At 65.0% G+C, this 13192-nt stretch carries 15 protein-coding genes; 4 read left to right on the top strand and 11 right to left on the bottom strand.

Going from position 1 to position 13192, the window contains the following annotated elements; all coding sequences use genetic code 11:
* Window positions 1-132 precede the first annotated feature (132 nt).
* Entirely contained in the window at window positions 133-726 is a 594-nt protein-coding gene (locus QX073_RS04510; RefSeq protein WP_315749905.1) for a hypothetical protein, read from the bottom strand.
* A 161-nt stretch (window positions 727-887) separates the two neighbouring features.
* Between QX073_RS04510 and QX073_RS04505 the strand changes: the two genes are divergently transcribed.
* From QX073_RS04505 to QX073_RS04495, 3 genes are all read left to right on the top strand, one after another.
* Window positions 888-1619 (top strand): aspartate/glutamate racemase family protein, encoded by a 732-nt coding sequence (locus QX073_RS04505; RefSeq protein ID WP_315712486.1) that lies wholly within the window; start codon window positions 888-890, stop codon window positions 1617-1619.
* A gap of 97 nt (window positions 1620-1716) precedes the next feature.
* Window positions 1717-2583, top strand: coding sequence for a S1C family serine protease (locus QX073_RS04500; RefSeq protein ID WP_316186911.1), 867 nt, complete (start codon window positions 1717-1719; stop codon window positions 2581-2583).
* A complete protein-coding gene (locus QX073_RS04495; protein ID WP_315749903.1) occupies window positions 2580-2987 on the top strand; it encodes a helix-turn-helix transcriptional regulator in 408 nt (135 codons plus the stop codon). The genes QX073_RS04500 and QX073_RS04495 overlap by 4 nt, the downstream gene beginning before the upstream one ends.
* Window positions 2988-3029: 42 nt before the next feature.
* Here QX073_RS04495 and QX073_RS04490 read toward each other — a convergent pair whose 3' ends face one another.
* The 10 genes from QX073_RS04490 to QX073_RS04445 form a co-directional block, all read right to left on the bottom strand.
* Window positions 3030-3563, bottom strand: a complete 534-nt coding sequence (locus QX073_RS04490) for a GDSL-type esterase/lipase family protein (protein WP_316186910.1) — start codon at window positions 3561-3563, stop codon at window positions 3030-3032.
* A gap of 250 nt (window positions 3564-3813) precedes the next feature.
* Entirely contained in the window at window positions 3814-5433 is a 1620-nt protein-coding gene (locus QX073_RS04485; RefSeq protein ID WP_315749901.1) for a peptide chain release factor 3, read from the bottom strand.
* 140 nt (window positions 5434-5573) lie between these two features.
* On the bottom strand, window positions 5574-6581 hold the full coding sequence (locus QX073_RS04480; protein ID WP_315749899.1) for an anion permease: 1008 nt from the start codon (window positions 6579-6581) through the stop codon (window positions 5574-5576).
* A 14-nt stretch (window positions 6582-6595) separates the two neighbouring features.
* Window positions 6596-7240 (bottom strand): DUF47 domain-containing protein, encoded by a 645-nt coding sequence (locus QX073_RS04475; protein ID WP_315712494.1) that lies wholly within the window; start codon window positions 7238-7240, stop codon window positions 6596-6598.
* 143 nt (window positions 7241-7383) lie between these two features.
* The gene (locus tag QX073_RS04470; protein ID WP_315712495.1) at window positions 7384-8352 is read right to left on the bottom strand and encodes a branched-chain amino acid ABC transporter permease; all 969 of its coding nucleotides are present in this window, start codon (window positions 8350-8352) and stop codon (window positions 7384-7386) included.
* Between the two features lies 1 nt (window position 8353).
* On the bottom strand, window positions 8354-9217 hold the full coding sequence (locus tag QX073_RS04465) for a branched-chain amino acid ABC transporter permease (RefSeq protein ID WP_315712496.1): 864 nt from the start codon (window positions 9215-9217) through the stop codon (window positions 8354-8356).
* A gap of 79 nt (window positions 9218-9296) precedes the next feature.
* A complete protein-coding gene (locus QX073_RS04460) occupies window positions 9297-10520 on the bottom strand; it encodes an ABC transporter substrate-binding protein (protein WP_316225375.1) in 1224 nt (407 codons plus the stop codon).
* Window positions 10521-10633: 113 nt separating this feature from the next.
* Complete coding sequence (locus QX073_RS04455; RefSeq protein ID WP_315712498.1) at window positions 10634-11380, bottom strand: ABC transporter ATP-binding protein; 747 nt, start codon at window positions 11378-11380, stop codon at window positions 10634-10636.
* A complete protein-coding gene (locus QX073_RS04450; RefSeq protein WP_315712499.1) occupies window positions 11373-12128 on the bottom strand; it encodes an ABC transporter ATP-binding protein in 756 nt (251 codons plus the stop codon). The genes QX073_RS04455 and QX073_RS04450 overlap by 8 nt, the downstream gene beginning before the upstream one ends.
* 275 nt (window positions 12129-12403) lie before the next feature.
* Window positions 12404-12760, bottom strand: a complete 357-nt coding sequence (locus QX073_RS04445) for an ArsC family reductase (protein ID WP_315712500.1) — start codon at window positions 12758-12760, stop codon at window positions 12404-12406.
* Between the two features lie 218 nt (window positions 12761-12978).
* Between QX073_RS04445 and QX073_RS04440 the strand changes: the two genes are divergently transcribed.
* The gene (locus tag QX073_RS04440; protein WP_315712501.1) at window positions 12979-13173 is read left to right on the top strand and encodes a hypothetical protein; all 195 of its coding nucleotides are present in this window, start codon (window positions 12979-12981) and stop codon (window positions 13171-13173) included.
* The last annotated feature ends 19 nt before the right edge of the window (window positions 13174-13192 follow it).

Genomic DNA, 13192 nt, shown 5'->3' with positions numbered 1-13192 from the left:
GCCGCCTCGCAACGTGGCGCATTTCAACGTCAGGCACTCCCGCCCGCTCGCCGTCGTTCCGGGCCGGCTCGAAAAGCCGAAGTGGCATGACGGGCTATGCGGTCGGGAGATGGAGCACAGCGGACGACGCCATCACCGTTCCGACGTGTTCTTCAGATCGCGATTCTCGACATAGCGGATCGCGATCGGCCGGCCGGCGAGCGCACCGCCGAGCCCCTTTGTGAACTTCAGCGGCAGGCAGCCGTCGAGCGAGGAATTGATCGTCTTCAGATAGGTCGCGCGCGTGTCGGCCGGGGCGCCTGATGTCGCGAAGGTCACGCGTGGCGGCGCGATCATCTCGCCGGTCCGCTTGAAGCTGAAGCGCACCGTCATCTGCATCCCGGCGCGGGCGCTGTCCTCCGGCGGCGGCGTCCAGCACGCGCGCAGCGCTGCGAACAGATCGCCGATCGTGTCGAGATCGTGATCCGGCTTCTGATATTTGGCTTCCTGATCCTTGGCGGGCCGGCTCTCGATCGTGAGTTGCAGGTTCTGGCCATAGGGATAGTTCATCTCGGGAATACACGGCCACGGCCCGAAGACGCTGCAGAACGACGGCGTGCACGGCTGCTCGTCGAGCACGCTGCACGGCGTGTGCGCGAACGGCACCGGATTGATCTGCTGGCGGCGCGCGTCGGCGGCGACCGGAGCGGCCACCATCAGCAGGAGGAGCACGACGACACGGAGCATGGGACTCTCGGGCTGGGATGGACTCCAAGCTGGATCCGATCGCAGAATTCGCAAGCTCAATCCCGTTCACGTCTGCGCGTTCGGCGCCGCGAACGGCTCTCGACCGTAACAGCGGAACTCGGCTAGAACACGGCAGGATGCGACAGCAGACGGACGCGACGATGAGCCGCCACAGCGAGACCGTGATCAACGTCATCAACCCGAACATGACGGCGACGATGACCGAATTGATCGCCAAGGCGGCCCAGGCCAGCGCAAGCCCGTCGACGCGGATCGTCGGCCGCACCGCGCGGTTCGGCGCCGCCTCGATCGAGGGCCATTACGACGAGGCGATTGCCGCGGTCGGCATGCTCAAGGAGGTCGAGGCCGGAGACGCAGAAGGCTGCCACGCCCATGTGATCGCCTGCTTCGGTGATCCCGGCCTGCTCGCCGCGCGCGAATTGTCGGCTGTGCCGGTGCTCGGCATCGCGGAAGCTGCGATGCATGCGGCGAGCTTCGTCGCCACCCATTTCAGCATCGTCACGACGCTGTCGCGCACCAAGGTGATCGCCGAGCACCTCGTGCGCAATTACGGCATGGAGCAGCATTGCCGCAGGGTGCGCGCCGTCGACGTTGCCGTGCTCGACCTCGACAAGCCCGAGGCCAATGTCCGCGGCACGCTGCTCGGCGAATGCCGGGCGGCGCTGCGCGAGGACGGTATCGGCGCCATCGTGCTCGGCTGCGCCGGCATGGCCGATCTCGCGCACGACCTCTCCACCGAGCTCGGAATTCCCGTGATCGACGGCGTCGCCGCAGCGGTGCGCTTCGCCGAGGCGCTGATCGGACTGGGGCTGAAGACGTCGAAGCACGGCGATCTCGCCTTTCCGCTGCCGAAGGCGCGGACGACGCTCTGACTTCAACTTGTAGCCCGGATGAGCGCAGCCTGCCCACCTGGGGAGTTCCGCAACGACCATCGACGCGCCACATTGGGATCAACCCATGGAGCCGTCGATGCCCGAGCTGTCCGCCCTCTCCTCACTGTCCTCCGCGCTGGCCGCCGCTGTTGCCGCCGCAGCGCCATCACTGGTCTCGGTCCATTCGCACCGCACGCGCGCCTCCGGCTTCGTCTGGAAGCCGGGCCTCGTCGTCACGGCGGACGAGACCCTCGCCGAGGAGGGCGAGATCGTGCTCGCCTTCGCCGACGGCACGACCCGCCCCGTCACGATCGCCGGGCGTGATCACACCACCGACATCGCCCTGCTCCGCGTCCAAGGCAAGGATGTCGCGGCCGCCTCGCTTGCCGGCGGCGTGCCGCCGCTCGGTGCTCTGGCCATCCTCGTCGCCGCCGATCAGGGCAAGCCGGCCGCGGCGTTGGCGATGGTCTCGCAATCGGCGGGCGCCTGGCGCAGCCTGCGCGGCGGCGACATCGATGCGCGCATCGAGCTCGACACCAGGCTGCGGCACAGCGCCGAAGGCGGTCTCGTGCTCGACGCTGCGGGCCACGCGATCGGAATGGCCGTGCGCGGCCCGCGCCGGACGCTCGTGATACCCGCGGCCACGATCGAACGGGTCGCCAGCAAGCTCGAGACGCATGGTCGCATCGCTCGCGGCTATCTCGGTGCCGGCCTGCAGCCGGTCCGGCTCGACGATGGACTCGGTGCGATGATCATGAGCCTCGACAAGAGCGGCCCGGCCGCGGCCGCCGGCCTGCGCCAGGGTGACGTCATCACCGCTCTCAACAAGGAGCCGTTCAGGGGCATGCGCGCGATGATGCGCGAACTCGGTCCGGACAGCGTCGGCGCCGTCGTCGAGGTCGCAGCGCTGCGTGCCGGCGAGCCGGTGCAGTTCGCCCTGACCATCGGCGAGAGGCCGGCGTGAGCGAGAAGGCGCGCGCGCCGATCAGGATCGCGATCGCGGTCGACGATGCCGAGCTGGCCGACCGGCTGGCGGCGCTGCTCGGCGATGTCACGGGCCTGACGCTGGTCGCGCCCGGCGAGAGCGCCGACGTCGCCGTCGCGCCGTTGCATGGCAGTGATGAGGCGCGCAGCGGCGACGACAGGATCGACGGCCAGGCGATCGATGATTTTCAGCTCACCGCGCGCGAGCGCGACGTCCTGGCGCTGATGGCCGAGGGCTGCTCCAACAAGGAGATCGCGCGCAGCCTCGGCATCTCCGTACATACGGCGAAGTTCCACGTCGGCTCGCTGCTCGACAAGCTCGATGCAACGGGCCGAACCGATGCGGTGGCGCATGCGGCGCGACGGGGAATCATCGAGCTGTGAGACCGCAGGCCGGCGCGGCGCGCTTCACGACCTCGCGGCGAGCTACTTCCGCAAGCCGCCCATCACGCGGGGCAGCAGCGATGCGGCCAGCATGCGATAGCCCTCCGGGGTCAGATGCACACCGTCGACCTGATGCGGCAGGCCACGGAACATGCCGTTCTCGACCATCACGACCTTGATGCGGCGCTGCGCGGCCTTGGCCATGATGGCGCTGATGCTGCTGGCGCGCTGGTCGCCGACCCCTTTGCGGGCGTCGTTGCCGCCGGGCTGCAGCACCAGCACGCGGGTTGATCCATCGACCGCGCTGTCGAAGCGGGACAGCATCCCGGCTGTGGTATCACCGTTGATGCCGGCGTTGGCGACGCTGACCCGAACGCCCTTGCCGTGGAGCATGGCCTCGAGCTGGGCCGGAAAATCCTCGCCGCGATTGACGCCCTTGCCATAGGTGTTGCTGGCGCCCAGCGCGACCACCTCGGCGGCGTCTGCCGCTCCGATCGCCGCGAACGCCAAGCCACACGCAGCTAACAGTGCCACCATCTGGCGCCAGACAAGGCGGCCCAAAGATCCCGTTGGCATTTTCTTTTCCCCCGCTTGGTGTGAGAGGAAGCGTAGCTCACCAGTCGTCTGGCGAAAAGCGCGCGGCGCTACGGGTCTCATCACGCAGCATGCGCCAAGTCGACTGTGGAAGAGTCCTGTTTCTCTCTACGCGTCATTCCGGGGCGTCCGCAGGGCGAGCCCGGAATCCATTGAGCGACAGTACAAGAGGCAAAATGGATTCCGGGCTCATCGCTTCGCGATGCCCCGGAATGACCGGAGAGCAGCAGCGTCAGGCCTTCTTCTTCACGTCCTTGACGTTGGAGAACACGATGCCTTCGGCGCGTTCCTTGGTGTAGCCGAGATAGAACTCGTTCTTGGCCAGGAACACCGGATCGCCGTCGACGTCGTCGGCGACGCCGGAATTGTTGGCGGCGATGAACGCCTCGAGCTTCTTCTTGTCGTCGCACGAGATCCAGCGCGCCAGCGAGAACTCGGAGATCTCGAATTCGACCGGCAGCGAGTACTCGGCATCGAGCCGCGCCTTGAGCACGTCGAGCTGCAGCGGTCCCACCACGCCGACCAGCGCCGGCGCACCGTCACGCGGGCGGAACACCTGCACGACGCCCTCCTCCGACATCTGCTGCAAGGCTTCCTTCAGCTTCTTGGCCTTCATCGCATCGGTGAGGCGGACGCGGCGGACGATTTCCGGGGCAAAGCTCGGCACGCCGACGAAGGTGAGATCCTCGCCCTCGGTCAGGGTGTCGCCGATACGAAGCGAGCCGTGGTTGGGAATGCCGACGACGTCACCCGCAAAGGCTTCGTCCGCGACCGAGCGGTCCTGGGCGAAGAAGAATTGCGGGCTCGACAGCGGCATGGTCTTGCCGGTGCGTACCAGCTTCGCCTTCATGCCGCGGTTGAGCTTGCCCGAGCACAGCCGCGCGAACGCGATGCGGTCGCGGTGGTTGGGGTCCATATTCGCCTGGATCTTGAACACGAAGGCGCTCATGCGCGGCTCGGCGGCGTCGACCTTGCGCAGGTTCGACTCCTGCGCGCGCGGCGACGGCGCGTAGCGGCCGAGGCCTTCGAGCAGATCGCCGACGCCGAAATTGCGCAGCGCGCTACCGAAATACACCGGCGTCAGGTGGCCCTCGCGAAATGCCTCGAGGTCGAACGGCTTGCAGGCCTCCTTGACCAGCTCCAGCTCGTCGGTGATCTGGCTCATGTCGAGATTGGCGTTGATCTTGCCGAGCTCGGCGATGTCGATCTGCTGCGCCGCGCCGGTCTTGGCGCCGCCGCCTTCGAGCAGGCGCACGCCGCCGTCGCGGATGTCATAGGTGCCGATGAAGTCGCGGCCGCGCCCCACGGGCCAGGTCATCGGCGTGGTGTCGAGCGCCAGCGTCTTCTCGATCTCGTCCAGGAGATCGAAGGTGTCGCGGCTCTCGCGGTCCATCTTGTTGATGAAGGTGATGATCGGGATGTCGCGGAGGCGGCAGACCTCGAACAGCTTGCGCGTGCGCGCCTCAATGCCCTTGGCGGCGTCGATCACCATGACGGCCGAGTCGACCGCGGTCAGCGTGCGATAGGTGTCTTCGGAAAAGTCCTCGTGGCCCGGCGTGTCCAGCAGGTTGAACACCAGCCCTTCGAACTCGAAGGTCATCACCGAGGTGACGACCGAGATGCCGCGCTCGCGCTCGATCTTCATCCAGTCCGAGCGGGTGTTGCGGCGCTCGCCCTTGGCCTTGACCTGACCGGCGAGGTTGATGGCGCCGCCGAACAGCAGCAGCTTCTCGGTCAGCGTCGTCTTGCCGGCGTCCGGGTGCGAGATGATGGCGAAGGTGCGCCGGCGCGCGACCTCGTCGGAGAGCGCGGAGCGGGACGGCTGTTCGGTCGTCAAACTTGTATCGGACATGAGGCGGCGGACGTCGTTTCGGGGCCAGAGAGCGGGCGATTTGATGGGAAAGGCGCGGGATCACGGCCGCCGCGCGCCCTCCATATAGGCGTTTTGCACCGCAACTCCAACCGGCGAGTTGCCCCCTCGCCCGCCCCGGATCAGTGCCGGAGCACCGACACCAGCCAGAACGTCAGCGCCGAGACGATGGCAGAGGCCGGAATCGTGAAGATCCAGGCGTAGACGATCGATCCGGCCACGTTCCAGCGCACCGCCGAGGCGCGGCGGGCGGCGCCGACGCCGACGATCGCGCCGGTGATGGTGTGGGTGGTCGACACCGGCACGCCGAGGAACGTCGCCAGGAACAGCGTGATGGCGCCGCCGGTCTCGGCGCAGAAGCCCTGCATCGGGTTGAGCTTGGTGATGCGCAGGCCCATGGTGCGGACGATGCGCCAGCCGCCCATCAGGGTGCCAAGCGCCATCGCGGCCTGGCACGACAGCACGACCCAGAACGGCACCGTGAACTGCTCGCCGAGACGGCCCTGCGAGTACAACAGCACGGCGATGATGCCCATCGTCTTCTGCGCGTCGTTGCCGCCATGGCCGAGCGAATAGAGCGAGGCCGAAGCGAATTGCAGGATGCGGAAGGCGCGGTCGACCGCGAACGGCGTCGAGCGCACCGAGGCCCAGGACACGATCGCGACCAGGATCATCGCCAGCACCAGCCCGACCAGCGGCGACAGCACGATCGCGAGCACGGTCTTGGACAGGCCGCTCCACACGGTGGCCGAGATGCCGGCCTTGGCGACCCCTGCCCCGACCAGCCCGCCGATCAGCGCATGCGAGCTCGACGACGGAATGCCGGCGGCCCAGGTGACCAGGTTCCAGACGATGGCGCCGACCAGGGCAGCGAAGATCACCTGCGCGTCGACGATCGCGGGATCGATGATGCCGGTGCCGATGGTCTGGGCGACGTGGAGGCCGAACACGCCGAACGCCACGAAGTTGAAGAATGCGGCCCAGAACACCGCATATTGCGGCCGGAGCACGCGGGTCGAAACGATGGTCGCGATCGAGTTGGCGGCGTCGTGCAGGCCATTCAGGAAGTCGAAAGCGAGTGCGACGGCGATGAGGCCGACCAGGATCGGAAGGCCGAGTTGAGCGTCCACGGCGCGGCCCTACCCTAGACCTGTTCGATCATGATCGAATTGATCTCGTTGGCGACGTCGTCGAAGCGGTCGGCGACCTTCTCCAGATGGTCATAGATCTCGGCGCCGACGATGAAGTCCATCGTGTTGGCGTTGCGGTGCTTGAGGAACAGCTCCTTCAGCCCGATGTCGTGGAGATCGTCGACCCGTCCCTCGAGCTTGGTCATCTCCTCGGTGATCGCAGTGATCATCGGCACGTTCTGGCCGATCGCCTGCAACAGCGGCAACGCCTTTCCGATCAGGTTGGCGCAGTCGACCAGCAAGGTGCCCATCTCGCGCATGGTCGGCTCGAACTCCTTGACCTCGAACAGCACCACGGCCTTGGCGGTCTGCTGCATCTGGTCGATGGCGTCGTCCATCGAGGTGATCAGGTTCTTGATGTCGCCGCGGTCGAATGGGGTGATGAAAGTGCGGCGGACAGCGGTCAGCACTTCGCGGGTGATGTTGTCGGCCTCGTTCTCGAGCTGGCTGACGCGCTGGCAATGCCTGAGGATGTCGTCGCCGCCCTGCAGCATGTCCTGCAGCGCATGGGCGCCTTGAATCACCACCTTGTTGTGGCGGGCGAACAAATCGAAAAACCGCTCCTCCCGCGGGAGGACGGCGCGAAACCAGTGCAGCATGGGACGAGATCCATCCATTCCGAAACGGGCCAGGGCCGGCCAGTCACAGAACTGTCATACTCCGGATCGCGCACCAGCAGAAGCGGTGGCCGGATCATCCACCGCTTTCTGCCCTTTCAACGATCTCTTTTCAGATCAATGACTTAGAGGGATCGCTTGAACAGATGGGCGATTTCCCCGACGACGCCGCGGCGGAAGGTGAGCACGCAGGCGACGAAGATCACGCCCTGGATCACCGTCACCCACTGGCCGAAGCCGGACAGATATTGCTGCATGCCGACGATCACGAACGCGCCCACGACGGGGCCGAACACGGTGCCGAGCCCACCGACCAGGGTCATGAGCACGATCTGGCCGGACATCCCGACCTCGACGTCGGTCAGCGAGGCATTCTGGGCGACGAACACCTTCAGCGCACCGGCGAGGCCCGCCAGCGTCCCCGACAGGATGAAGGCGAGCAGCTTGTAATGGTCGGTCTTGTAGCCCAGCGAGATCGCGCGCTGCTCGTTCTCACGGATCGATTTCAGCACCTCGCCGAACGGCGAGTTGATGGTGCGGAAGATCAGCAGGAAGCCGGCGAGGAAGCCGACCAGCACGACGTAATAGAGCACCGTCGGCTTGGACAGGTCGAGGATGCCGAACATCCGGCCCTGCGGAATGCCCTGGATGCCGTCCTCGCCATGGGTGAACGGCGCCTGCAGATAGATGAAGTACAGGAGCTGCGACAGCGCCAGGGTGATCATCGCGAAATAGATGCCCTGGCGTCGGATCGAGATGTAGCCGGTGATCACCGACAGGACGAACGATCCGGCGACGCCCGTCAGGATGCCGAGTTCGGGCGGCAGCCCCCACACCTTCAGCGCGTGGGCACTGCAATAGCCGGCCGTTCCCAGGAACATCGCATGGCCGAACGACAGCAGGCCGCCATAGCCGATCAGGAGGTTGAAGGCGCAGGCCAGCAGCGCGAAGCACAGCGCCTGCATGACGAAGAACGGGTACAGCCCGGTCCACGGCACGATCGCCAGCAGCGCTGTCATGATGACGAACACGATCATCTCATCGCGCATCGCGCGCGGGGTGATCGGCAGGGTTGCGTCGGTGATGGATGTCATGTCAGGCCGCCCGTCCGGTCAGACCCGTCGGCTTCACCAGCAGCACCAGGACCATCAGAACGAAGACCACGGTGTTGGAAGCCTCGGGATAGAAATATTTGGTCAGTCCCTCAATCACGCCGAGCAGGAAGCCGGTGATGATCGAGCCCATGATCGAACCCATGCCGCCGATCACGACCACCGCGAACACCACGATGATGATGTGCTCGCCCATCAGCGGCCGCACCTGGTTGATCGGCGCCGACAACACGCCGGCCAGCGCCGCGAGCCCGACGCCGAGGCCGTAGGTCAGCGTGATCATGCGCGGCACGTTGATGCCGAACGCCCGCACCAATGTCGGATTCTCGGTGGCCGCGCGCAGGTAGGCGCCGAGCCGGGTCCGCTCGATCAGGAACCAGGTCGCCAGACAGACGACCAGGGAGAATATGACGACCCAGCCGCGATAGACCGGCAGATACATGAAGCCGAGGTTCATGCCGCCGCGGAGCTGATCCGGGATCGCATAAGGCAGGCCGGACGAGCCGAAGAAGTTCTGGAACACGCCCTGGATGATCAGCGCCAGTCCGAACGTCAGCAGCAGTCCGTAGAGATGGTCGAGCCCGGCAATCCATTGCAGCATGGTGCGCTCGAGGACCATGCCGAAGATGCCGACGATGATCGGCGCCAGCAGCAGCGCCCACCAATAATTGATGCCGCCGAGGTTCAGCAGGAAATAGGCGCAGAACGCGCCCATCATGTAGAGCGCGCCATGGGCGAAATTGATGATGTTGAGCATGCCGAAGATGACGGCAAGCCCGAGACTGAGCAGCGCGTAGAACGAGCCGTTGATCAGTCCGACCAGGAGCTGTGCGTAGAGGGCCTGCATCGTCTTGTTTCTGTTTTCTCTCGGCGTTTCCCAGAAGATGGCGGCCCCGGCGACGTTCAGCCGCCGGAGCCACAGCGGTTCATTTCTTCAACAAGGCGCACGCGCTCTTGTCGAGCGGCGTGAAGGCCTGGTCGCCCGGTACCGAGCCGACCAGCTTGTAGAGATCCCACGGGCCCTTGGACTCCGAGGGCTTCTTGACCTCGAACAGATAGGCGGTGTGGATGGTGCGGCCGTTCGGCTGGATCTCGCCCTTGCCGAACAGCGCATCGTCGGTCGGGATCGACTTCATCCTGTCGACGATCTTGACGCCGTCATGCGGGTTCTCGCCGAGCGCCTCCAGCGCCTTGAAGTAATGCATCAAGCCGGCATAGACGCCCGCCTGCACCATGGTCGGCGGCGCGCCGTTCTTCATGCGCTTGGCGAAGCGCTCGGAGAAGGCGCGGGTCTGGTCGTTCATGTCCCAGTAGAAGGTCTCGGTGAAGTTGAGGCCCTGCGCGATGTCGAGCCCGATCGACTTGACGTCGGTCAGGAACAGCAACAGCGCGGCAAGCTTCTGGCCGCCCTTATTGATGCCGAACTCGGCCGCCTGCTTGATCGTATTGGTGGTATCGCCGCCGGCATTGGCGAGGCCGATGACCTTGGCGTTCGACGACTGCGCCTGCAGCAGGAAGGACGAGAAGTCGGAGGTGTTGAGCGGATGCTTGACGCCGCCGATCACCTTGCCGCCATTGGCGGTCACGACCGCCGTGGTATCGCGCTCCAGCGCGGCGCCGAAGGCGTAGTCTGCCGTCAGGAAGAACCAGGTCGAGCCGCCCGCCTTGACCAGCGCCTGGCCAGTGGTGTGCGCGAGCATGTAGGTGTCGTAGGTCCAGTGCACCGTGTTGGGCGAGCACTGCGCGTTGGTGAGATCCGAGGTCGCAGCGCCCGAATTGATGTAGACGCCGTTCTTTTCCTTGACGACGTTGTTCACCGCCAGCGCCACGCCCGAGTTCGGCACGTCGACGATGACGTCGACCTTGTCGACGTCGAACCACTGCCGCGCGATCGAGGTGCCAATATCCGGCTTGTTCTGGTGATCGCCGGAGATGACGTCGATCTTCCAGCCCTTCGCGGTGAGGCCGGAATCCTCGATCGCCATCTGCGCTGCGAGCGTCGAGCCGGGACCGCCGAGATCGGCATAAAGACCCGACTGATCGGACAGCGCGCCGATCTTGACGGTCTTGTCGCCGGCCGAAGCGATGCTGCCAGCGGCGAGAGTGAGTGCCGTTCCCAGCAACAGCGACGCGATGAATTTGCTCTTCATTTCCAACTTCCAGAACTTTCCAAGAAAACTGCCAAGAGAACTGCCAAGAGATTCTACCAAGAAACCGCGAGAAACCGCGGAAGGAACTGCCAGGTCAGCGTCGCTGGCGCTGGTCAGACGCCGAGATAAGTATGCAGCTTGTCCATGTTGGCCGACAGATCGGCATTGGCAAAGCCGTCGATGACCTTGCCGTGCTCGACCACGTAGTAGCGGTCCGCGACCGTCGAGGCGAAACGGAAGTTCTGCTCGACGAGGAGAATCGTGAAGCCTTCCTTCTTCAGCCGCGCGATGGTGTGGCCGATCTGCTGGATGATGACGGGCGCGAGTCCCTCGGTCGGCTCGTCCAGCATCAGGAAGCTCGCGCCGGTGCGCAGGATGCGCGCGATCGCCAGCATCTGCTGCTCGCCGCCGGAGAGCTTGGTGCCCTGGCTCTTCAGCCGCTCCTTGAGATTCGGAAACAGCTCGAAGATCTGGTCGAGCGTCAGCCCGCCCGGCCGCACAACCGGCGGCAGCAGCAGGTTCTCGCGGACGTCGAGGCTCGCGAAGATGCCGCGCTCCTCCGGGCACAGCGCGATGCCGAGCCGCGCGATCTTGTCGGAGGTCATGCGGATCAGCTGCTGGCCGTTGAACTGAACCGAGCCGGTGCGCTTGCCGATGATCCCCATGATCGATTTCAGGGTCGTGGTCTTGCCGGCGCCGTTGCGCCCGAGCAGGGTGACGACCTCGCCGGCATTCACGTTGAAGTTCATGCCGTGGAGAATGTGGGATTCGCCGTACCAGCTCTCGAGGTTGTTGACGTCGAGAATGGTGCTGGTCGCAGCCGCCTGCCCTGGCTTCGTGGCCGTCATCACCTCAGGCATGTCCGGCTCCCAGATAGGCTTCCTTGACGCGCTCATCCTTGGAGAGCTCAGAATACGGCCCTTCCGTCAGCACCTGCCCGCGCGTCAGCACGGTGATGGTGTCGGAGAGGTTGGCGACAACGCTGAGATTATGCTCGACCATCAGGATCGTGTATTTGGCGGAGATGCGCTTGATCAGCGCGGCGATCTTGTCGATGTCCTCGTGGCCCATGCCGGCCATCGGCTCGTCCAGCAGCATCATCTCCGGATCGAGCGCCAGCGTGGTCGCGATCTCCAGCGCGCGCTTGCGCCCATAGGGCATTTCGACTGCCGGAATATTGGCGAACTCGCTGAGGCCGACGTCGTCGAGCAGCTCGAGCGCCCGGCTGTTGAAGCGGTTCAGAACGCTCTTGGAGCGCCAGAAGTCGAACGACGAGCCATGCTGCCGCTGCAGGGCGACGCGGACGTTCTCCAGCGCCGTCATATGCGGAAACACCGCCGAGATCTGGAACGAGCGGACCAGGCCCAGCCGTGCCACGTCGGCCGGCGCCGTCGCCGTAATATCCTGACCCTTATAGAGAATCTTGCCGGCCGACGGCGTCAGGAACTTCGTCAGCAGGTTGAAGCACGTGGTCTTGCCGGCCCCGTTCGGGCCGATCAGCGCGTGAATGGTGCCCCGGCGGATCTTGAGCGAAACATCGCGAACGGCAAAAAATCCCGCGAATTCCTTCGTCAATCCGTGGGTCTCGAGAATGAACTCGTCAGCCAAAGATTCCCCCCAAGCCGGCGCCGTCAGCGCCTGGCCCTCGCTTCTTCCTGTACGGCGGCTCTGCCGGACGGCTGGACGATTCCTCGTCGCCACCCGCGACCGCTTCGCGCCGGAATATGCCGTCAATCGAGGGAGTTAGGCAAGGCGGAAAGCTGGGCAACGACGTCGCAAGGCGGCCGGCGGACCTTGCGTTGAAATCGGCCGGTATTTCCCGCTGACATAGAAAATCATACCACCGGCATTTTCCTGCACGCGCGCGGCGATCGCGGCTCCAACTACTTCGCAGCCTTCACGTCCTTTGCGTAGAGATCCGGCTTGAAACCCACCACGCGGCGGCCGCCGAGATCGAGCACCGGGCGTTTGATCATCGAAGGCTGCGCCAGCATGAGCGCGATCGCCTTGCTCTCGGTGAGTCCGTTCTTGTCCGCGTCGGGCAACTTCTTGAACGTCGTCCCGGCGCGATTGAGCAGCACCTCCCAGCCGAGCTCGTCGCTCCATGCCTTGAGTTTAGCTTTGTCGATTCCGGCGGTCTTGTAGTCGTGGAATTCGTAAGCGACGCCGTGATCGTCGAGCCAGGCGCGCGCCTTCTTCATCGTGTCGCAGTTCTTGATCCCGTAGATCGTGATGCTCATGCCACGCGTCCTCAAACAATCGTGTCCGACCGCGGCGGATGTCCCGCGTTGCGACAATCGGCCGTGCATTTTGCAGCGGGATTCACCCGCTTTTGATGCAGCGACGCCGCGCGTTCCGCGGTCGGAATTCACTCCGACCTTTGCCACGAAACTGTCGGCTGAGCATTACATTTTCTTCGCATCCCCGGCGTATCTGGCCCACGAACAGGAGACCGCGAATGGGCAAGATCATGGTCCGTTGTCCGCAGACCGGCCGCAGCATCGAGACAGGGATGGAAATGGACGCCGCGCGCTTTCAGCGCATGCCCGTGTTCTTCTCGCGCGCATACTGCCCGCACTGCCGCATCTACCATGAATGGTTCGCCGCCCATGCCTGGGTCGAGGAGACGCGCGAGCGCATCGCGCTGGCGTGACCGCACAAAATAACGGATG

Source organism: Bradyrhizobium sp. SZCCHNS3052, from assembly GCF_032484495.1.
In the GTDB taxonomy this organism is placed as follows: Bacteria; Pseudomonadota; Alphaproteobacteria; order Rhizobiales; family Xanthobacteraceae; genus Bradyrhizobium.
This window is presented reverse-complemented; position numbering and strand designations above follow the sequence as displayed.